This window comes from Roseibium sp. (assembly GCF_965276855.1).
Taxonomy (GTDB): domain Bacteria; phylum Pseudomonadota; class Alphaproteobacteria; order Rhizobiales; family Stappiaceae; genus Roseibium.
On the sequence record NZ_OZ255700.1, the window covers coordinates 404,919 to 425,690 of the forward strand.

Sequence of the window (20,772 nt, forward strand, 5' to 3'; positions counted from 1 at the left end):
TGGCACTTGCCTCACGAAATACGTCTCCAATCCGTCCACACGGCCTAGACAAATCCGATAATCGTTTCAGTGAGCGCCTTGTTTATTTCTGCCTGCGCGCCATCCATGCTGGACAGAAAAGCCGGCGTGCTGATGGGAATGCTGATGGTGTAGTTGGATCCGGTCGCGAAGCCGTTACCGCTGACATAAACACATGTGCAGTTCATCTCGTTTGCCGCTTCCTGATTGGACGTGAGCTGCTCATTTTCCTCACTATAGGAAAATTTGTATGAGCAACTGCTGCCACCTGCGACCTGCCTCAAGACAAACAAATCACCGTCCCGTTTTGCGACCCTGAAAGGCAACTGCACGTCCTGAAACTGCCCCAGATCCGCACCACCGGGGTAGACATCGTTGTTTCCCCTGTTCCCCAGGCCAGCTACAGTGATCACAGGGTTTCCCGGATTGGCAACCAGCTCGACTTCGATGTAGCCGCTTTTTCGCAGGACTTTGAGAGTGCTGACATTGTCGTTGTTTGTTTTCGTGGAGGTCAGTTGCATGCCGTATTCTCCGGTAAAGTAAGAGAACTGAACAATCGTCACAGCATCGACCAGTGGTGTCGCCGGAAAACTGTTTGCCACATAACACTCCGCCGGAACGGTCAGCTGCACACTATCGGTCTGTTCGCTCGTTACGGCCAATTCAGTCTGGTGGCTCTCCATTGTTTGCTTGGTGTAGGAAAACGGCGAGCCGATCGTGAACAAGTCTCCAATTCCCACCTGCGGGATGCTGTATTGCTTGGACTTGGTTTTCTGAAAAATATCGATGGTGCCGTTTTTCCGGGATTCTCCATGACCGAAGGTACAGGTCATTGGCAGGCCGGACGGGTTTTTCTTGAACGGAATTTGAAAACCGAGGCCTTCCAGATTTTCGAACATTCCGGAAATCATGTTCTTGATATCGACCACAGAAATCAGGCTGAAGTTGTCCAGGTAACTCCGGGTTTTGCCAACAAAACTGGAATACCGGATATTGATGACGTGATTGCCTTTGCCGTTCGCTGCCGACAATTGCAAACCGGTATCGTTGATCGACCAGTACATATAGTAGTCGTTTTTTCTGGGGGCGTTGAACGTTGAGACAGCCCTCTCAACGGCGGTAATCATTTGCGTTGGATCTTGCCCAACCGCGGGAACCGCGAGGGCCGTTGATGAAAAAGTGCCGGATGCCGCCGCGAGATAAACGTACTTGGCTTCATTTTGCTGGTCCCGGCCGATGACCAAAAACGCGACGAGCCGGGTCCCATAACGGTCCTGGGTCTTGCCTTCCGATTTCCGTGTTGTGCAATAATAGGTCCGCAGTTCCGTGATCTCTAGAAACTCCAAGAGGTTGAGAGCGGGCGCGCCGAGTACGACGTCTCCACTCTCCGTTTCCAGACCAATCAGGAACTTGCTGTTCTGCGCCCCGGTCGCCTCCATCGCCCGAAGGGGATAGACGTCCGCCGGGTCCTTGTTTTTCTTGAAACCGAAACTGATTGTCTGCAGCTGTGCCGCCAGTTCGGGGGCCACCATTGTCCGTGGGCAAGGCCGGCCGCGCAGTGCTGTCAGGTTTTGGGCATGGGCTTGGTTGTCCGACAACGCCGCCGTGTCCTGAAGACCTGCCTGTAGTTTTTCTCGTATGCCGACAAAGTCCGGATTGACCTGTTCGACCTGCTGGTTTGCTTGCGGATCTGTCAAACGGGTGTAGTTGATGATCATGCGGATTGCCCTCGAAATCAGAAGAGATGTCCGAAAGACGCTTGACACGGCGATTTGTGAGCCAGTTCGTCAATCCGGGTCCACACCAACCGGCTTCAACCGAATGGCGGCACGCTCCCAAACGGCCAAACGAAAAAGGGCCCGCGTCAGCGAGCCCTTAAAAAACAAATAGGTACCTGGCTTACTGGCCCGGCGTCCACGCCTGATAATCGCCGGTAACTTCGGGGCGTTTTTCCGGCGTCAGGATCGAGCCGTGAGGGCGATAGGCTTCCGGTGTTCCGGTATGATTGGCCTCGTGCGGCTTTTGCCAGCTCTTCGCGTGGTAGTTTTCATCGACCGGCGCCGTGTCGACGCGGTGATGCATCCAGCCATGCCAGCCTGGAGGAATGCTGGAAGCTTCCGCGAGGCCATTATAGATAACCCAGCGCTTCTTGCCGTCGCGTTCCTTGTAGTACTTGTTGCCGAACTCGTCTTCGCCGACGAACTCGCCCTTACGCCATGTGAAGAACCGCGTACCCATTGTATGGCCATTCCACCAGGTGAAGATTTCAAGCAGAAGTTTTTTCATGGCCCTTGAAAGGTCCCTTGATCTTAAGTCGCATCAACAAAGGCTTATAAACGCCTTCGGAATTTTGCCGGACTATGGCGTCAAGTGCCGCTGGTGTCCAGTGCTGCATTGCCGCAAGCCCCGGAATTTCGGCAGATCGGGTACTTAGGCGCAAAACGGTTAGCTTGCCAATCACGGTTTATGCCTTTGAGGACCTGACGGCCTGCGGCACAGCAGTGATATCAGGCCGATCTTCCGTTCCTGATATGACGCGAAGCGGCGGACTGTTTCTTTGCGCGCTGCGCAAACCCGCGTCCAATGATTTTTGGTTCCTCGGGCTGCTGCTTCTTCTTGTCGAAGGCTTCCTGGACGACGTCATCAACCTCGGCGCGTTTCTGGACAGCCGTTCTGTGATTGACCCTGGCCGCAGCCAGTGACTTCATCTTTTCCGCCTGCTGATCCATCAGCTTCTGGATGCCATAGATGTTGTAGAAACCGGAGTTCTCTAAAACCATTGGCCGGTCATCGTGGAGCACCCATTCGATTCGCTTGTGAAGCGTCGAGGGCGACAATGGTTTCACCAGCACATGATGCGCCCCGGCCCTCAACGCCTTATCAACGAGCGGCCGTGTGCCGTGCGCGGTGATAAAGAGAATCGGAACAAAGCACAGCGGTTCCATGTGCTTGTGACGGATCAGCCGCAACAGCTGATAACCGGTGGTCGGTGCCATGCGCCAATCTGTGATGATCAGATTGGGGGGTTCGGCAAGGCTTGCTTCCAGAGCATCATCGACCGAATCAAATGTACGCACCCGCGCAACCTTGAAGCTCAAAAGGGTCGAGCGCAGGATGGTTTGCATCGGTTTGCTGTCTTCAACAACAACAACGTCAATGTCATCCATCGCCAAGCCAAAGGCAGCATGATGTTTCATAAAGGCGGTCCTCGATCCCTTGTGCAGGATCACTAAACCAGACCGGGCTTAAACCGCGTTGAAGTGCACTGATGCCATTTTCTTAAAAGTTTCATAAAATTTGAGCTATCTTCATCCACAGACTTTGCCCGGCACATAATCACGGCTCTTTTGCCTGTTTCGGCAGTTTCCCGGGGCCACCGGAGTGCCGGAGTGTCAAGGTCCCCGCTATCCACATAGACACACAAGATTTTGCGCTTGCCCACAACATGAGCACTACCTGTTGTCGTCAGCGGGTTGACCTTAAGGATTCATTTACTTTAGTTTCCTAATCATTGCGATGTGCGTAATCGGAGGCTCTCCCAGGCGCTCCGGTCATCCAGAAACACCAGTCTTAAGCGTACCCGTACAGGATTCGAAAGCTCGATCCTGAGCGCAGTTTCGTGCGTCCTGCTTCTGGCTACATGTCGTGACAAACCTGTTGATGAATACTATATGTAGTGGATCATTAACGAAGAGACGCTAGATACAGACATCCAGTCTGTGACATACAGACTCAAGACCCGGCGGCAGAGGCCAGTTACGACACCACGCCGGGCGCATGTGGAAATGATCAATCGGTTCGGGGCGAACCGTCGGGGATTTTAAAGGGGACTTGAGAAAATGCGGATCGAGCGGCGCTACACCGAGGAAGGCCAATCGCCTTACGCCAGCATAGACTTCCGGACAGCAACCAGTGAAATCCGGAACCCGGATGGATCGATTGTTTTTCAGCTGAAGGACATTCAGGTCCCGGCACAATTCTCTCAGGTCGCATCTGACATCCTCGCTCAAAAATACTTCCGCAAGGCAGGCGTTCCGGCAAAGCTGAAGCCGGTGGAAGAGAACACGGTTCCTTCCTGGCTGTGGCGGCAGGAAGCAGACGAGAAAGCTCTCGCGAAACTCCCCGAAGACGAGCGCTACGGCTCTGAAATGGATGGCCGTCAGGTTTTTGACCGGCTGGCCGGCACCTGGACCTACTGGGGCTGGAAAGGTGGCTACTTCGACACCGAAGCCGATGCACAGGCCTTCTTTGACGAGTTGCGCTACATGCTCGCGACTCAAAAAGTTGCTCCGAACTCCCCGCAATGGTTCAACACCGGTCTTCACTGGGCGTATGGCATCGACGGCCCGAGCCAGGGCCACTATTATGTCGATTTCCAGACCGGCAAGCTGACCAAATCCAAAACCGCTTACGAGCACCCGCAGCCGCATGCGTGCTTTATCCAGTCCGTTGGCGATGACCTCGTCAATGACGGCGGCATCATGGACCTGTGGGTACGTGAAGCGCGCCTCTTCAAGTACGGCTCCGGCACCGGCTCCAACTTCTCTCACGTTCGTGCTGAGGGTGAAAAACTTTCCGGCGGCGGCAAGTCGTCCGGTCTGATGAGCTTCTTGAAGATCGGTGACCGGGCCGCGGGCGCCATCAAATCCGGCGGCACCACCCGCCGCGCGGCGAAGATGGTCGTGGTCGACGCAGACCATCCGGACATTGAGGAGTACATCAACTGGAAGGTCAAGGAAGAGCAGAAGGTTGCGGCCCTCGTGACCGGCTCCAAGATCTGCCAGAAGCACCTGACCGCCATCATGCGCGCCTGCGTCAACTGCGAAGCGGACAACGGTGATTGCTTTGATCCGGCGAAAAACCCGGCTCTGAAGCGCGAAATCCGTGCGGCCAAGAAGATGATGGTGCCGGAGAACTATATCCAGCGCGTCATCCAGTTCGCCAAGCAGGGCTTCACCAAGATCGAATTCCCGACCTACAACACGGACTGGGATTCCGAAGCGTACCTGACCGTTGCTGGCCAGAACTCCAACAACTCCGTCCGCGTCACGGACGGCTTCCTGAACGCTGTTGTTGAAGACAAAGAGTGGGACTTGACCGCGCGCAAGACCGACACCGTCCTGAAAACGGTCAAGGCGAAGGAGCTTTGGGAGCAGATCGGGTACGCAGCCTGGGCGTCTGCTGATCCGGGCCTTCAGTACCACACCACCATCAACGACTGGCACACCTGCCTTGCCGATGGCGAAATCCGCGCGTCGAACCCTTGCTCGGAGTATATGTTCCTGGATGACACGGCCTGTAACCTGGCGTCCTTGAACTTGATGCAGTTCCGCAATGAAGACGGTTCGTTTGCGATCGACAACTACGAGCATGGCGTCCGTCTGTGGACCATTGTTCTTGAAATCTCGGTCCTGATGGCGCAGTTCCCGTCCAAGGAAATTGCCGAGCTGTCCTACAAGTTCCGCACCCTGGGTCTTGGCTATGCCAACATCGGCGGCCTTCTGATGACCTCCGGCATTCCATACGACTCCGACGAAGGCCGCGCCATTTGTGGTGCCCTCACCGCGGTCATGACCGGTGTGTCCTACGCAACCTCTGCCGAAATGGCTGGAGAGCTCGGCTCTTTCCCGGGCTACAAGAAAAACGCCAAGCACATGCTGCGCGTCATTCGCAACCACCGCCTTGCCGCCCATGGCGAAGCTAGCGGTTATGAGGGTCTGAACACCAATCCAGTGCCGCTCGACCATGCGTCTTGCCCGGAACCGATCCTGATCGACCGCGCCAAGAAAGCCTGGGACCGTGCTCTGGAGCTTGGCGAGAAGAACGGCTTCCGCAACGCCCAGTCCACCGTGATCGCCCCGACCGGCACCATCGGTCTGGTCATGGACTGTGACACGACGGGTATTGAGCCGGACTTTGCTCTGGTGAAGTTCAAGAAACTCGCGGGTGGCGGCTACTTCAAGATCATCAACCGTGCGGTTCCAGAAGCCCTGCGCAAGCTCGGCTACTCGGAAAGCGAAATCGGCGAGATTGAAGCTTACGCTGTCGGCCATGGCTCTATCGACCAGGCACCGGGCATCAACCCGGCCGCGCTGAAGACCAAGGGCTTTACCGATGAAAGCCTTGGCAAGCTGAAAGACGGCATGAAGTCCGCTTTCGACATCAAGTTCGTCTTCAACCGCTGGACGCTTGGCGATGATCAGATGAAGGCACTCGGCGTGACCGACGAGCAGCTGGAAGATCCGGAGTTCGAACTTCTGTCGTTCCTTGGCTTCTCCAAGGCCGACATCGAAGCCGCCAACACCCATGTATGCGGTGCAATGACCCTGGAAGGCGCACCGTTCCTGAAGGAAGAACACTACCCGGTGTTCGACTGCGCCAACCCGTGTGGGCGCATCGGCAAGCGTTTCTTGAGCGTTGAGAGCCACATCCGCATGATGGCTGCAGCCCAGCCGTTCATCTCCGGCGCGATCTCCAAGACGATCAACATGCCGAACGATGCGACGGTTGAGGACTGTAAGGAAGCGTACATGCTCTCCTGGAAGCTGGCGCTGAAAGCAAACGCACTGTACCGCGATGGTTCCAAGCTCAGCCAGCCGCTCAATTCCCAGCTGCTCAGCGACGACGACGACGAAGCCGAGGATGCGGCGGAGGAAATCGCAGCTCTGCCGGCAGCCGCCAAGGCCGAAGTTGTCGCCGAACGCATTGTCGAGCGGATCGTGGAACGTGTTGTCCGCGAACAGGAAAAACTGCCGACCCGCCGCAAGGGCTACACCCAGAAGGCAAAGATCGGCGGACACACCGTGTTCCTGCGGACCGGTGAATATGAAGATGGCCGTCTCGGTGAGATCTTCATCGACATGAACAAGGAAGGCTCGGCCCTTCGCGCGTTCATCAACAACTTCGCCATCTCCGTCTCGCTCGGCCTGCAGTACGGCGTGCCGCTCGAAGAGTATGTGGACGCCTTCACCTTCACCAAGTTCGAGCCGGCAGGCATGGTTCAGGGCAACGATGCGATCAAAAACGCAACGTCGATCCTGGACTATATCTTCCGCGAGCTGGCCGTGTCTTATCTTGGCCGCCATGAACTGGCCCACGTTCCGCCGGAAGTCTTCAGCGGTGACAAGGTTTCGGCTGGCACCATGAAGGACAAGAAGGACAACGGCATGGTGTCCCATGGCCTCGTCCGCGGTCAGACCGAACGGTTCCGCCTGGTTTCTGATGAGCCGGCAGGTGAAGTCACGCAGGCGATCACGGCAGAGCTCGCCGGCACCCCAGCAGCACAGACATCTGCCGTTGCAACGGCCTTCGCCCGCGGCGCAGAAGCAGCGGTTGCCGTGGAAGTCTCCCCTGCCCCGCAGGTCAAGACAGCGGCCCAGCAGATCGCCCAGGCCCGGATGAAAGGTTATGAAGGCGAAAGCTGCGCGGAATGCGGCAACTTCACCATGGTGCGCAACGGCACCTGCCTGAAATGCGACACCTGCGGCTCCACCTCCGGCTGCAGCTAAGACCTTAGCCGGGAGTTCGCCCAGACCGGCCACCGCCGGTCTCAGCGCGGCTCCCAGCACTAAAAAACCCGCCCATCGGAGACGATCGGGCGGGTTTTGTTTTGCGCGCCACATGGTGTCCGCTCAGCACCCAAGGCCCGAGGCGGACGCTTGGCTTGAAAGAACAGGACCGTCGTCTAAGATCTCGCGCATAGAGTTACGGAAGCCCCGATGCCGAAAAAGGTTTCTTACCATGCGCCCTATCAGGACATTCAGTCTCATCAAGACATTGGCCCTTGCAGCAGTGGTGGCAACCTCTGTTCAAGCGGACGAGTTTGAACTGACAAAAGCGAGTACAGCGGACCAGCTGTCCTATTTTAGAGCGATAGATGCCGCTGTTTGGGCGATGCCGCTTATGAACTTCAAGTTCTACCGGGATGCGCTTGCCGATGCTGGCGTTGGTCCAAATGACGTGGGGTACAACTCAAAAGTTCAGGATTGGCGTTTTCAAACGGCTACGCCAAACAATACAACACCCTATATACATGCCTATTGGACTGTCGAAGACGAACCAATTGTATTCGAATTGCCCGCTTCAGCGGATGGCGTCGGGATATTTGGAACAATCATGGATTCCTGGCAACGGCCGCTCGATGATGTTGGATCAAAGGGCCGGGATCGCGGTTTGGGCGCGAAATACCTGATGGTGCCACCGGGGTATGATGGTCCACTGCTTCCAAATGCATTGGTATACGAACAAGAGACACGATTTGGCTTTGCGGTCCTGCGTCCGATCCTCGCCGGCGGGGCGACCGAGGAGAACCTTGCCAAGGCAACTGCACTTACCAAAAAGATCAAGGTCTACCCGCTGTCCGAGGCTGGCGGTGACGTCTCGACTGAATATGTGGATGTATACGGCGTGCCCTTGGAAATGACACCCAGAATGGACGGCGATATCTACCGCCACATCCACGAGATGATCAATGAAGAGGTCGTCCTGGATCGCGATCTTGCCATGATGGGCGCACTTGCTCGGATTGGCGTAAAGCGCAACGAGCCTTTTGAACCTGATGCGAAGATGCAATCCATCTATCGCTCAGCCGGGCCCGAAGCATTGGAATACATGATTGACCAGTATCACCGCGTTCTAAACCCTTTTGTCTTTGAGGGAAAACGCTGGTCTGCGCTTGTCCCCAACGGTTCCCGCGAAACCGAATGGAGCTATGAGTATCCCTCGTATTATGACTACGTGGCCCGCGGTGCGCTCTATTACGCGATCATCACCAGTGTGAAAAACTACGGAACGGCGACCTATTATCTCGATCTGGCAGAAACGCCGGATGGGGAGTGGCTTGACGGGGGGCGGCGCTACAAACTGACTATGCCTGCCAACGTCCCGGTCCGCGACTTTTGGTCGATCACGACGTACGATCTTGTCACGGCATCCTACCTTCGCGATCTCAGTCCGAGCACGATCGACTCCACAATGCCTGAGGTGGTTAAAAATGAAGACGGATCGGTTGATATCTATTTCGGCCCGACCGCACCGGAAGGCAAGGAAAACAACTGGTTGCCGACGGATCCGAAGCGCAGATACTTTCTGCTGGCCCGCTTTTACGGTCCAGAGCCAAGCCTGCTCGATAGCAGTTTCGAGCTGAACGACATGGAACGATTGGACTAGAAGCCAATGCCAATTACGCGCCTTATCGCGGTGTGCGTGCTGACCTGCGGGGTGGCCGCGCAGTCATTTGCCCTGGAAATCGCAGACCGCATCTGGATGGGCGGCCCCATTCACACGATGAATGATGCGGCAATGACCGTTGATGCTGTTGCCGTAAAGGACGGGCGCATTCTGGCTGTCGGATCGCGGGACACTGTCCTGGCACATAGCGGAGACGGGACCGAGCTCGTTGATCTCGGCGGGCGGACCATGGTCCCCGGCTTCATCGACTCGCACGGACACGTGGTGATGGGCGGCATACAGGCCCTGTCGGCCAACCTGTTGGCACCGCCTGACGGGACAGTTCAGGACATTGCGAACCTGATTGATCAACTCAAGGACTGGACGGATGAAAACCGGCGGACTGTCGAAGCGGTCAATCTGATCATCGGGTTCGGCTACGATCCCGGACAACTCGCAGAACAACGCCACCCGACCCGGGAGGACCTTGATCAGGTGTCGACGGAGTATCCGGTCTATATCGTGCACCAGTCTGGCCACATCGGTGTCACCAACACCAAGGGTCTCGAAGTTCTCGGAATCACCGCTGAGACGGAAGAGGTCCCAGGCGGCGTCATCCGGCGGATGGCCGGGAATGAACCTGATGGCGTTCTGGAGGGCAACATCCATTTCAGCTCACTGGGCAAGCTGTTCGCGGCGCTCGGCGATGACGGGATCCTTGAACTTGGCCGCGCTGGTACAAAGCTCTGGGCAAGCTATGGGTTTACGACGGCTCAGGAAGGCCGCGCTGTCCCCGTTGTAGTCGATGCTCTCAACACGCTGGCGGATCTGAAGGAACTTGAGATCGATGTCGCAGTCTACCCGGATGTCATGGTGGATAGGGACTTTGTTTCAGCCAACCATTCCCGCACTTACACCAATCGGGTCCGCATCGCCGGAGGCAAATTTACGCTGGATGGATCGCCGCAGGGGTTCACGGCGCTCAGGGACCGTCCCTATTACGACCCGGTTGGCGACTATCCGCCGGGCTATATGGGGATTGCCTATGAAACCATGGAAACTGTCATCGACATCGTCGATTGGGCCTTCGAAAACGATATTCAACTCCTGTCCCATGCAAATGGCGAAGGCGCATCCGACAGGCTGATTGCCGCCATTGCAGCGGCCACGCAAAAACATGGTGCGGCGGACAGACGGCCTGTTCTGATTCATGGCCAGTTCCTTCGTGAGGACCAGGTGGATGCCTACAAGCTGCTGAATGTCTTCCCGTCCCTGTTCCCGATGCATACGTTTTACTGGGGTGACTGGCACCGCGATCACACGGTCGGCCCCGCACGTGCCGATAACATCTCGCCAACGGGATGGATGGTTCAGCGGAGCATGATGTTTGGCAGCCATCATGATGCGCCGGTGGCATTTCCAGATTCCATGCGGGTGCTGGATGCCACTGTCACCCGGCGCTCGCGCAGCGGCGACATCATCGGGCCAGCGCAACGGGTTGACGTGATCACCGCTCTCAAATCAATGACACTCTGGGCCGCCTATCAACATTTCGAGGAAGACGACAAGGGGTCTATCGAACCCGGCAAACTTGCTGATTTTGCCATCCTGTCTGGCGACCCTTTGGCCATAGACCCGGAAAGTCTGGAAACGCTTCGCGTGGCGCAGACAATCAAAGAGGGAAAAACGATCTTTGACAGGTCCTCAGATCGGGGCAACCGGATTGAACCGGGCAGCATCGCAGAGCGGTCCTATGCCGGTGCGATCCGGGGCATGGTTGCCCAGCACGAGCTGGCTTCTCTGCCCGCGTCGTTGCAGGACAATTTCATTGTCCGCACCGGATTGATGGCCGACCGTCACACCAATGCCTGCGTCCCGAGCGCTCTGATGGCGATCTTGACCGGGGCAGAGAACGGGTGACTTGTTGTCTTGAGTTTGGTGTTCCCCGACAGTCGATTCAAACGTGAGCTGTCGATAACCTGAAACAAACACCCGATTGCGTTGGACCCATGTTGTCAATTTGAGCCAACAAAGACGGCTGAAGCTAACACCATCGGTCTCAGCGCGGCAGCCGGCGCCCAGCACAAAAAACCCGCCCATCGGAGACGATCGGGCGGGTTATGTTTGTGGGGTTGGAAAGTCTCCGTTTCGGATGGTGATGCGTTCTTTTCCTCCACTGGAATAAAGGTTTGCATCCAACCCAACCCCTGGCCCACCGCCAACCGCTGTAGGTCGGTTTCCATTGGGTGGTGATGAACTTAAGACAGCTACTTCCAGCAGCCCGCCGCGTGGGCATCCTCAGTAAACTGCGCAAACGTTCTCGGCTTTCGGCCGAGGGCGCGCTGAAGACCATCCGCGGTGCTTGCATTCTTGCCGTCAAGGATCTCAGCCACAAGACCGGCGACAAAGGCGGCGTCTTCGGCAGGAAACCCGGCAGCAATCAAGGTGCCTTCAAACTCTTGCGGCGTGGATGTGCGATACGCCACGTCCCGTCCGGTCACGCTGGCGATAAGACGAACTGCCTGGTCCCAGGTGAGCAGCTCTCTCCCCGTGATTTCATAGACTTCACCGGTGTGACCGTCGTCCAGCAAGGCCGCGACAGCAACATCCGCAACGTCTTCCAAATCAACCCACGGCTCTCCTGCCCCGGAATCAGGGGCCGAGACCTCTCCTGCCAGCACGTCGTCCAGAAACCCGCCTTCGCTAAAGTTCTGCATGAACCAGCTGGGCCGCAGGATTGTCCACTCCAAGGACGAGCTCATGAGAAGCTGTTCGCAGGCTTGCGCCCGCGCCTCGTTGCGTTCCGACAACAAGACCATGCGGCGCAGTCCTGCCGCTTCGGCCGCCTTTACGAAAGCGTCGATCACTCCGTGCGCGGACGGGACCGCAAGGTCGGGTGAATAGGCTACATAAGCGGTTTTTATGCCATTCAACGATGCAGCCCACGTTTCCGGGTTTTCCCAATCAAAGGGGATCGGGCTGCGGCGCGTTCCATGCCGGACGGCCAGGCCGCGTGCCTCAAGCCGTTGGGCGACACGTTTGCCTGTTTTACCGGTCGCACCGATGACGAGGATTTCAGGTTCCATTGTTCAGTCCTGGGCGTGAGGAGTTGACGGCTGGCCCTAGTGTTCGGGCACAACCGTGTGATGTTTTCGGGTGTTTCAGACCTGGGCCAGGCCGAAGTGTTCAAGGGCCTTTTGGGCGATCAGTTCGCCGCCGGATTCTTGAACAAAATGTCCGCCTTCCGGGATTTCCAGAGGGTCCGGGCAGCCGTTGATCACCGTGCGCATGACATTCATGACATCCGGCCCCAGCATCTTGTCGCGCATTCCGATCGCCATGAAGCTTTCACCGGTCCATTCTGTCGACCAGAACTTTGCGGCCCTTTGAGACACATCGACGCCCGGAGCGTCCATCGATGTCGCAATCATAAGGGGAAACCTGCGGACTCCCGCCTTGTAGCTTTGGTCCGGGTATGGCGCCTCATAGGCGGCAGCTTCGATGTCAGAAATGACCGGCTCGTTCTTCTGCATGATGAACGGGATCGGCACGTCAGGATCTGAAACGATATCTGCTTTCCAGGCATCAAAGGCGGGGCTGTTCACCGGGCCCATCATGAGACCGGTATTCATGATCAGCAGCCGCTTGAACCGGTCCTTCATCTCCATGGGCAACGTCAAACCGAGAACGCCTCCCCAGTCCTGAACCACCAGTGTGATGTTCTTCAGATCCAAATGTTTGATAAGGGAAAGCATGTAGTTTCGATGGAAATGAAACGTGTAGACCTCATCATCGACAGGCTTGTCGGATTTCCCAAACCCCAACCAGTCGGGTGCGATCACCCGGGCACCGGCATTGGCGAAAATCGGGATCATCTTGCGATAGAGATAGCTCCAGCTGGGCTCTCCATGAAGCAGCAGGAAGACCTCCTCGGAGTTCGGATCACCTTCATCGGCGTAATGACCACGAAGGCCCTCATATCCCTTCAGGTCGTCGACATAATTGGGTTGAAATGGATAGTCGGAAAGACTGTCAAACCGGGTATCAGGGGTACGGAGTGCTTTGATCATAAGGGCACCTTCAAGATTTAGGTCATATGACCAAAAATTAGGTCGTTTGACCAATTTCGTCAAGTCTCTATACTCAAAAACAAGGTAGGCCCTTGGGTCACAGCCATTAGCCAAAAAGGAATAAGTAAAGTGGAACAGCAGGTTAAGCGCCGAGTTCTCTCTCCAAAGGAAAGACTAATCCTCGATGCTGCACTGGAACTCTTGATCGAAACGGGCGACGCTGGCCTAACGATGCGCAAGCTCGCGGAGCGCGCAGAGATGCGGCTCAGCAATGTGCAATACTATTTCAAGACACGGGATGATGTGCTGATTGCCATGGTTGCGGGCTACTTCGAAGAGTGCACCGAGAACCTGAAGAAACTCGCGCACGAGAGCAACGCCTCAACGACCCGGGACCGGATTCGATTTCTGGTGCGGGCCGTCTTGGTCCATGGCCTGGAGATCAGCGACATGTGCCGGGCTTTTCGGGAAATATGGGCGATCTCCAGCAGGAGCGGCCTCATTGATGAGTGCCTGATGGAATACTATCGACGCTTTTCCAAGGTAGTTGTGGACTTTGCGTTTGAGGGCAAAACAGACGCTGCTTCTGCAGACCGTTTGACGACCCTGCTCATCCCCTACTTTGAGGGCTATTCAATCACAGCCCGCGCTTTGCCACTTGATATGGACGAGACCGCCGACCTGCTGACCGATTTAGCGATGTCGGTTTCAGTGACCGGCGGGGATTGAAAAGCACGCCTACTATTGGCCTTGCAATGAACCTTCAAAGCTGAGCCCTGCATTGACGGCTCAAGTGTTCGCACATGAGAAATGAGCACTGAGATCTCACCGATCCCCTTGAAAAACAGCCGACCGGTTGTCATTTGACATATATAATATAAAATACCGTCAAATGATGGAGTTTGAGTTGAGCTTGCAACCGATAACATCGACGCCAGCCCACGCACAGAACCCGGTCATCACGGACGATGAAGCCGGCGCTTTGGCGCGCGCGACTGTCAACCTCTTCAAGGCCTGGGGCCTGAGCGATGCGCAATCCCGCACGCTGCTGGGCGACATGTCACAAAGCACATGGGACCGGTGGAAGCGCGGTGACATCGGCCGCGTGGACCGGGACCGCAAAATGCGCATGGCGCACCTGATGGGCATACACAAAGGCATCCGCCACCTCTTCAACGAGCCAAAGCGTGGATACGCCTGGGTGAAGAAGGAAAATGACGCTTTTGAGGGCAAATCTGCCCTTGATGTCATGCTGCGCGGTGAAATGTCCGACCTTGAAAGCCTGCGCCGCTGGCTGAACGCCGAGCGCGGGGTTTGGTAGGCCATGCCGCACACCCGGCGCGTAACGTGGGCGCGGACCTTTCGCATTATCCGCTCCCTCTACCCTCCCATTGATTTGTTTGAAGACATCGCCGACCCAAAGGATTGGGAAGCTCTGGCTTCGGTCGAGGCAAAAACCAACCCGCGCGTGCGCGGCGAAATCGGCGACCTTGGCAAAGTCCCGGTTCATCGACGCGTTTCCGGTCCCGGCGCCAGCTATGTCATGGCACCGTTTGTCCATTGCTCTCCGCTGAGGCCAGGTCGGTTTTCCGATGGCAGCTACGGGATCTACTACGCGGGCAATTCAGAGAACGTGGCTCTCGCAGAGACAATTTATCACCATGCAAGGTTCATGGCCTCAACACGCGAGGACGCCGGATGGACGTCCCAATTCCGGCTTTTGGTCGGGTCTGTCGACGCCGACCTGACAGACGTCAATGATGTACCGGGTGTCCTTCATGCGTCCGATTATGATCTCTCCCAGAAGGCCGGCGCCGAAATCCGAGCCTCAGGCAGCGATGGCCTTGTCTGGGACAGCGTCCGTTGTGCAGGCGGTGAATGTTTGGGGGCGTTCTGGCCGGACGTGGTTTCGATCCCTGTCCAATCCTCGCACTTCAGCTATCACTGGAATGGAGACCGGGTTGATTTCGTCAAACGCCTGGACACTGGGGAAGTCTTGGAAGTGACAGACCCGTGAAGTTTCCCGGACGAAACCTGCCATCATTTGCTTGCGATTTTAGCAAATCACTTTGCCTAAAATTGATGCTTTTAACACCCAGAGTAATGTATTTTTAAAATGCACGCAGCTTTTCAAATATCTCCCCCGATGATTTCTTCAAATTAAACGACTTTGTGACTCCGATATTATTTACTTTTTAAATCTCAGACTTTTAACTTCTACAGGTGTTACCGGATAATGCTTCCATAGCATGGTTGGATAAAGCAGTAGATGTCAGATCCAAAAGCAGTGAAGCGGATTGCGAGGGACTTGTCCCGTCGATGGCGAGCGGTTGTTGCCGTCGGTTTGCTTCTCACCGCGGCAGCGCCCTTTGGGGAACCTGTTCAAGCCGAGACCACATTTCCAGAGCTCAAGCTTCTTTCCGAAGACTGGAAGCCCTACCACTATGTCGAAGATGGCGTGGTCAAAGGTCAAACAGCCGATCTCTTGGACAAGATCCTTCAAAAAGTCGGGTCGACCCAAACTCGAGAGGACATTGTATTCCTTCCCTGGGCACGAGCTTTTCACCAAGCTCAGGTTGATGCAAATACGGTTCTGTTCTCCACGGGCCGCACGCCCGAACGGGAACGCCTTTTCAAATGGGCAGGCCCGATCCTCAAGTTCGACTCCTATTTCATCGGCAAAAAGGAGCGGAACTTCGAAATCGAAAAGTCAGAAGACCTCCATCAATACAAGGTCGGCGTCGTAATTGATGGGGCCAGTGCGGTTTTTGCAAAGCGGCACGGTATTCCGGAAGAAAATACGACGTTCAACAGCCAAGGCATTTTTAATGTCAAAATGCTGGCCGCCGACCGGATCGACTTCATCCCGATCCAGTGGAAAAACTTTGCAAGGCTCGCGGCCAAGGCAGGAATAGATCCCGCCGAGTTCGAACCGGTGTTTCTGGCAGATACTGTAAGTCTGAACTTCGCCTTCAATCTGAAGACGGCCGATGGCGTTGTTGACCAATTTCAGACAGCACTCGAAGAGGTTCTTGGGCTTCAAGAACAGGCCAAAGGTGAGACACCCACACGCAAAGTGAACTGATGGGTTTGTTATCCCTCACGGTGTGACGCGTCTTTGTACCCTTTGCCTTCTCGTCACTGAAGGCAAATCCAGGGGCCTGATGTCTTTCTATTTAAAAGACCAAGTTATCGGTTCGAAGTCGCGCCCCCGGACCGAGTGATTGAATCGACCCAAGACGATTGATGTACGCAGGGAATCGCCCAAGAATTGATGATTACCGTTAGGGCACGAACCAACAGGTGAGACCGGCATGCACTTTGAAGTCTTTGCGATCGGAACAGCGTTCGTGTTCGGGCTTGCTGTCCGGCAGGTAGGCCTCCCGCCGCTTGTTGGCTTCCTGGCTGCAGGCTTTTTCATCAACCTGATCGGACCGCGCTTTGGAATGCCGGGCGAAACGGGTCCAATTCTTGATTACGTCGCCGAACTCGGCGTTTTGATGCTGCTGTTCACCATCGGTTTGAAGCTGAAACTCAGGCAGATAGCCGAACCGCAAGTGGTTGGCGGCGCGCTGATCCATTTTATCGTGTCCATTGGCGTGTTCACACCGATCATCTGGCTGCTCTTCACATCCGAATGGATGGGTGCGCTGCTTGTTGGCATCGCCCTCGCCTTTTCCTCCACCGTGCTCTCGGCAAAGATCCTTGAGGCCAAACGCGAGCTCGGCACATTTCATGGGCGGACCGCCATCGGCATCCTGATCGTGCAGGACATTATCGCGCTGGTGGTTTTGGCAATCTTTGCAGGCAAGCTGCCAGGTCCCTGGGCTCTATTGATTTTCGCGACGCCTCTGCTGAGGCCGGTCCTGTTCAAGTTGCTGGATCTAGCAGGGCACGACGAAGTCTTGTTGTTGACGGGTATGATGCTCAGCCTTGTGATAGGTGGTGTCGGTTTCGAGATCATCGGATTGAAAGGCGAAATCGGTGCGCTCGTTATGGGGCTTCTGCTCTCCGGTCACCCTCGGGCAGGTGAATTGTCCAGCTCACTTTGGGCGCTCAAGGAAGTGTTTCTGATTGGCTTCTTCCTATCGATCGGAATGTCCGGGCTCCCGGACTGGAATGCGATCGTCTTTGCGTTGGTTCTGGCAGCACTGTTGCCCTTGAAAGGCATCCTGTTTTTTGCCGTCCTGATCGCTTTCAAACTCCGGGCAAGAACCTCCTTCGTCACGGCCTTGTCGCTGACTGCTTATAGTGAATTCGGTTTGATCGTCGCGGCCGGGATCCCGGCCGCTCAGGACTATCTCGTCCCACTTGCGATTGCCGTGTCGGTGTCTTTCCTGATAGCCGCGCCCCTTAATCGCTTTGCGCACCAGATTTTCGAACGGTTCGAACCTCAATTGCAACGGTTTGAACTGTCGACGCGTCACCCGGACGAACAACCCAAAGACCTTGGAGACGCGGATATCCTGGTATTCGGGATGGGGCGCACCGGGACCGCCGCCTACAATGCTCTGATTGAAAAAGAGCATCGCCCCATTGGTTTGGATGCAGACATCTATAAGGTCCAGGGCCATGCGGAAGCTGGGCGCAATGTCATCTTTGCGGACGCAGAAGACAGCAATTTCTGGAATAGCGTCGACCTCAGCAAAATCACCGCAGCGGTTCTGGCAATGGATGATCTTGAGGCCAAACTGATCGCAGCACGGATGTTACGAGCCAGTGGCTTTTCCGGCACGATCGTCAGCCATGCCCTGCATGCCGATCACGTGGCTCAAATCACCGAAGCCGGGGCAGACCAAACATATCTGACCATGCAGGAGGCCGGGCAAAGCCTTGCCATCCATGCGCTTGAAACAACCGGTTCCGAGAACTCGGTGGAGGGAGAGAAGGCAGCACCGGCTTAGTCCCCCTCTAACCAAGGTCTAGTCGTAGCGCAACTCGGTCGCCTTGCCGCGGAAGACGGTGTAGGCGAGGATTGTGTAGCCGATGATCACCGGCAGGACGAACAAGGCCCCAAGCAGGATGATAAACAGGCTTTCCGGCGCACTTGCGCTTTCATAAAGGGTGAGCTGCTCCGGTACCACGTAGGGGTAGAAGGAATAAGCCAATCCTGCGAATGCCAGAAGGAACAGGCTGGCCGTTGCCGTGAACGGCACCCACGCCCACTTGTCGTCTTTGGCCGGCAGGTGCTGCAGCGCTGTGTACAGGATGAAGACCAAAAGAGCCGACATCAATGGCAGGGGCGCCAGCAGGATCATCGAGGGAAAGGAAAACCATTTTTCGAAGATCCGGTCGCTGACCAACGGGCTTGCCAGCGAGATCGCACCGAAACCCAAGACAACACCCCAAAGCCGCGTCCGGGCCCAACGGATCGCCTTCATCTGCAAGGTGCCTTCGGATTTGATGATCAGCCAGGTCGCACCGATAAAGCCGTAGCCAGCCGTCAGACAGAGCGCGGTCAGAACACCAAAGGCAACTGTGGCAGGTGTGTGTTCCAGGCCCATGATGTAGAGGCCGAGCATATACCCCTGTGCGAGCGAGGCTGATACAGAGCCAAAAAAGAACGCCTGATTCCAGCGATGCTTCTGTTTGCCGGTGGTCTTTGCCCGGAATTCGAATGCAACGCCGCGCAGAATGAGCCCGATCAGCATGACAGCAACCGGGAGATAAAGCGCGGTCAGGATGACCCCATGCGCCACGGGAAAGGCCACGAGCAACAGCCCCACCGCGAGCACCAGCCATGTCTCGTTGGCATCCCAAAAGGGGCCGATCGCCGCGATCATGCGGTCTTTTTCTTCCTCGTCCCCAAGGGGCAGAAGGATGCCCACCCCAAGGTCAAATCCGTCGAGCACAACGTAGACGAGGATCGAGACGCCCATGAGAGCGGCGAAAGCCAGCGGAAGCCAGACGGTCGGATCACCAAAGAAGGTCATGTTGTCTTACTCCGCCGGGACCAGGGCCACTTGGGCAGCACCGGAATGCGGCCTTGTATCTTCGGGATTGCTCGCCTTGCGGGCGAGCCGGAAGATGACCGTGATATAGGCCACTAGCAGAACCGCATAGACGATCAAGTAAGCGGCAAGCGTTGTGGCAACCATGGGCGCCGGGACATCAGCAACAGCGGCTTCGGTAGTCAGAACACCTTGAACCAGCCAAGGCTGACGGCCGATTTCCGTAGTGTACCAGCCGGCAAGTGTCGCCAGCCAACCGGAGAAGGTCATGCCAACAAGGCCGCGCAGCAGCCAAGGGTTCAAGCCGTCCACACCGCGATTCCGGCGCATCATGATGACAGTCGCCCAGCTGATGACGAGCATCAGCACGCCTGTCCCGACCATCACGCGGAAGGACCAGAAGACCGGCGCGACCGGCGGATGAAGCGCGGTTCCATCTTCGGCATAAAAATCGTTCAGGCCCGGGACCACACCGGCCGGATCGTGTTTCAGGATGAGCGACGCGCCGCCCGGAATACCGATCTCGAAGTTGTTCTGTCGCTTCTCCTCATCCGGCAAGGCGAAGAGCAACAGCGGCACATGGGACGAGGTTTCCCAGTTGCCTTCCATGGCGGCAACCTTTTGCGGCTGGTGCTCCAAGGTGTTGAGGCCGTGCAGGTCACCCGCATAGATCTGCACCGGAATGAGAATGGCTGCCATCCACGCGCCAGTTTTGAAGGTGACGCGAACGCCTTTGGACTGATCGCCGATCAGACGGCGGAAGGCCGAGATGCCAAGAATGAGGAAGGCAACGGTCAAGCCGCTGGCGAGGAGCATATGCACCAAACGGTAGGGCATGGACGGGTTGAAGATGATGGCCCACCAGTCAGTGGCATGAACAATCCCGTCGCGCAGTTCGAAACCGGCCGGTGTGTGCATCCAGGAATTCAAGACAAGGATCCAGAACGCGCTGACTGTGGTTCCGAACGCGACTAGAAAGGTCGCAAGCGTGTGCAGCCAGTTCGGAACACGCGACGCCCCGAACAGCATGATCCCGAGGAAGGCCGCCTCAAGGAAGAAGGCTGTCAGCACTTCGTATGCGAGCAGCGGACCAGCGACGTTGCCGACTGTTTCCATAAAGCCCGGCCAATTGGTGCCAAACTGGAAGCTCATCGTAATGCCGCTTACGACGCCGAGGCCAAAGGACAAGGCGAAGATCTTTACCCAGAACATGTACGCCGCCATCCAGCGGTCATCGCCCGTCGCATTGAACCTCAGTTTGAAGAACAGCAGCACCCACCCCAGCGCGATGGTGATCGTTGGGAACAGGATGTGGAACGAAATGTTGGCCGCGAACTGAATTCGGCTGAGAAGAAGTTCTTCCATGGCTCTTTCCCGGCCCAAAGGCCTGGTTGTGGTTGATTGCTAAGCCGACATATGGATGAGGGATTTCACTTACTCAATGTGAAACCGGCGAAGTGCGGCGACACGCCATGCGGCAGCCGGTCACATGCGATTTTTCAACGCTGCCGTCGCCCCTTCAGATGATGCGCAACCAAAACCTGCGCAAAGCCAAAACAAATAAC

Annotated in this window: 15 protein-coding genes; 8 read left to right on the forward strand and 7 right to left on the reverse strand. The window is 56.3% G+C overall.

The features are described 5' to 3' along the window. Positions 1-44 precede the first annotated feature (44 nt). The 3 genes from ACQY4Z_RS01835 to ACQY4Z_RS01845 all read right to left on the reverse strand — a co-directional run bounded on the left by ACQY4Z_RS01835 (position 45) and on the right by ACQY4Z_RS01845 (position 3,215). On the reverse strand, positions 45-1,736 hold the full coding sequence (locus ACQY4Z_RS01835; RefSeq protein WP_428526158.1) for a hypothetical protein: 1,692 nt from the start codon (positions 1,734-1,736) through the stop codon (positions 45-47). 181 nt (positions 1,737-1,917) lie between these two features. After that, positions 1,918-2,304, reverse strand: a complete 387-nt coding sequence (locus ACQY4Z_RS01840) for an NADH:ubiquinone oxidoreductase subunit NDUFA12 (protein ID WP_133950189.1) — start codon at positions 2,302-2,304, stop codon at positions 1,918-1,920. Positions 2,305-2,525: 221 nt separating this feature from the next. Next, positions 2,526-3,215: a response regulator gene (locus ACQY4Z_RS01845; RefSeq protein ID WP_428526161.1), complete on the reverse strand. Its 690-nt coding sequence runs from the start codon at positions 3,213-3,215 to the stop codon at positions 2,526-2,528. A gap of 642 nt (positions 3,216-3,857) precedes the next feature. Here ACQY4Z_RS01845 and ACQY4Z_RS01850 point away from each other — a divergent pair. The 3 genes from ACQY4Z_RS01850 (at position 3,858) to ACQY4Z_RS01860 (ending at position 11,106) form a co-directional block, all read left to right on the forward strand. Continuing rightward, positions 3,858-7,526, forward strand: a complete 3,669-nt coding sequence (locus ACQY4Z_RS01850; RefSeq protein WP_428526163.1) for a vitamin B12-dependent ribonucleotide reductase — start codon at positions 3,858-3,860, stop codon at positions 7,524-7,526. 232 nt (positions 7,527-7,758) lie between these two features. Beyond that, complete coding sequence (locus ACQY4Z_RS01855) at positions 7,759-9,186, forward strand: DUF1214 domain-containing protein (protein ID WP_428526165.1); 1,428 nt, start codon at positions 7,759-7,761, stop codon at positions 9,184-9,186. A gap of 6 nt (positions 9,187-9,192) precedes the next feature. After that, complete coding sequence (locus ACQY4Z_RS01860; RefSeq protein WP_428526167.1) at positions 9,193-11,106, forward strand: amidohydrolase; 1,914 nt, start codon at positions 9,193-9,195, stop codon at positions 11,104-11,106. 347 nt (positions 11,107-11,453) lie between these two features. Here the strand turns inward: ACQY4Z_RS01860 and ACQY4Z_RS01865 are convergent, their stop codons facing one another. Both ACQY4Z_RS01865 and ACQY4Z_RS01870 read right to left on the reverse strand, forming a co-directional pair. Continuing rightward, on the reverse strand, positions 11,454-12,272 hold the full coding sequence (locus tag ACQY4Z_RS01865; RefSeq protein WP_428526169.1) for an NAD(P)H-binding protein: 819 nt from the start codon (positions 12,270-12,272) through the stop codon (positions 11,454-11,456). A gap of 75 nt (positions 12,273-12,347) precedes the next feature. Then, positions 12,348-13,256, reverse strand: coding sequence for a haloalkane dehalogenase (locus ACQY4Z_RS01870; protein ID WP_428526171.1), 909 nt, complete (start codon positions 13,254-13,256; stop codon positions 12,348-12,350). A gap of 129 nt (positions 13,257-13,385) precedes the next feature. Here ACQY4Z_RS01870 and ACQY4Z_RS01875 point away from each other — a divergent pair, with 129 nt between their 5' ends. From ACQY4Z_RS01875 to ACQY4Z_RS01895, 5 genes are all read left to right on the forward strand, one after another. Continuing rightward, positions 13,386-13,985, forward strand: a complete 600-nt coding sequence (locus ACQY4Z_RS01875; RefSeq protein WP_428526173.1) for a TetR/AcrR family transcriptional regulator — start codon at positions 13,386-13,388, stop codon at positions 13,983-13,985. A gap of 178 nt (positions 13,986-14,163) precedes the next feature. Then, positions 14,164-14,577 (forward strand): antitoxin Xre-like helix-turn-helix domain-containing protein, encoded by a 414-nt coding sequence (locus ACQY4Z_RS01880; protein WP_166672743.1) that lies wholly within the window; start codon positions 14,164-14,166, stop codon positions 14,575-14,577. A 3-nt stretch (positions 14,578-14,580) separates the two neighbouring features. Next, on the forward strand, positions 14,581-15,273 hold the full coding sequence (locus ACQY4Z_RS01885) for an RES family NAD+ phosphorylase (RefSeq protein WP_428526175.1): 693 nt from the start codon (positions 14,581-14,583) through the stop codon (positions 15,271-15,273). A 252-nt stretch (positions 15,274-15,525) separates the two neighbouring features. Continuing rightward, positions 15,526-16,341 carry a substrate-binding periplasmic protein gene (locus tag ACQY4Z_RS01890; protein WP_428526177.1) on the forward strand — a complete coding sequence of 272 codons (816 nt, stop codon included), beginning with the start codon at positions 15,526-15,528 and terminating at the stop codon, positions 16,339-16,341. Positions 16,342-16,570: 229 nt separating this feature from the next. After that, positions 16,571-18,160, forward strand: coding sequence for a cation:proton antiporter (locus ACQY4Z_RS01895; protein ID WP_428526179.1), 1,590 nt, complete (start codon positions 16,571-16,573; stop codon positions 18,158-18,160). Positions 18,161-18,178: 18 nt separating this feature from the next. On the opposite strand, the gene ACQY4Z_RS01900 is transcribed toward ACQY4Z_RS01895, so the two are convergent. Next, the gene (locus ACQY4Z_RS01900; RefSeq protein ID WP_428526181.1) at positions 18,179-19,189 is read right to left on the reverse strand and encodes a cytochrome d ubiquinol oxidase subunit II; all 1,011 of its coding nucleotides are present in this window, start codon (positions 19,187-19,189) and stop codon (positions 18,179-18,181) included. A 6-nt stretch (positions 19,190-19,195) separates the two neighbouring features. Further along, positions 19,196-20,572 (reverse strand): cytochrome ubiquinol oxidase subunit I, encoded by a 1,377-nt coding sequence (locus tag ACQY4Z_RS01905; protein ID WP_428526183.1) that lies wholly within the window; start codon positions 20,570-20,572, stop codon positions 19,196-19,198. Between the last annotated feature and the right edge of the window lie 200 nt (positions 20,573-20,772).

What these genes read in the sequence shown, in the direction of transcription:
- ACQY4Z_RS01870 (WP_428526171.1), bottom strand. Translation starts at nt 13,256, where the DNA reads ATGATCAAAGCACTCCGTACCCCTGATACCCGGTTTGACAGTCTTTCC.
- ACQY4Z_RS01835 (WP_428526158.1), bottom strand. Translation starts at nt 1,736, where the DNA reads ATGATCATCAACTACACCCGTTTGACAGATCCGCAAGCAAACCAGCAG.
- ACQY4Z_RS01860 (WP_428526167.1), top strand. Translation starts at nt 9,193, where the DNA reads ATGCCAATTACGCGCCTTATCGCGGTGTGCGTGCTGACCTGCGGGGTG.
- ACQY4Z_RS01865 (WP_428526169.1), bottom strand. Translation starts at nt 12,272, where the DNA reads ATGGAACCTGAAATCCTCGTCATCGGTGCGACCGGTAAAACAGGCAAA.
- ACQY4Z_RS01840 (WP_133950189.1), bottom strand. Translation starts at nt 2,304, where the DNA reads ATGAAAAAACTTCTGCTTGAAATCTTCACCTGGTGGAATGGCCATACA.
- ACQY4Z_RS01845 (WP_428526161.1), bottom strand. Translation starts at nt 3,215, where the DNA reads ATGAAACATCATGCTGCCTTTGGCTTGGCGATGGATGACATTGACGTT.
- ACQY4Z_RS01905 (WP_428526183.1), bottom strand. Translation starts at nt 20,572, where the DNA reads ATGGAAGAACTTCTTCTCAGCCGAATTCAGTTCGCGGCCAACATTTCG.
- ACQY4Z_RS01850 (WP_428526163.1), top strand. Translation starts at nt 3,858, where the DNA reads ATGCGGATCGAGCGGCGCTACACCGAGGAAGGCCAATCGCCTTACGCC.
- ACQY4Z_RS01855 (WP_428526165.1), top strand. Translation starts at nt 7,759, where the DNA reads ATGCGCCCTATCAGGACATTCAGTCTCATCAAGACATTGGCCCTTGCA.
- ACQY4Z_RS01885 (WP_428526175.1), top strand. Translation starts at nt 14,581, where the DNA reads ATGCCGCACACCCGGCGCGTAACGTGGGCGCGGACCTTTCGCATTATC.
- ACQY4Z_RS01890 (WP_428526177.1), top strand. Translation starts at nt 15,526, where the DNA reads ATGTCAGATCCAAAAGCAGTGAAGCGGATTGCGAGGGACTTGTCCCGT.
- ACQY4Z_RS01900 (WP_428526181.1), bottom strand. Translation starts at nt 19,189, where the DNA reads ATGACCTTCTTTGGTGATCCGACCGTCTGGCTTCCGCTGGCTTTCGCC.
- ACQY4Z_RS01895 (WP_428526179.1), top strand. Translation starts at nt 16,571, where the DNA reads ATGCACTTTGAAGTCTTTGCGATCGGAACAGCGTTCGTGTTCGGGCTT.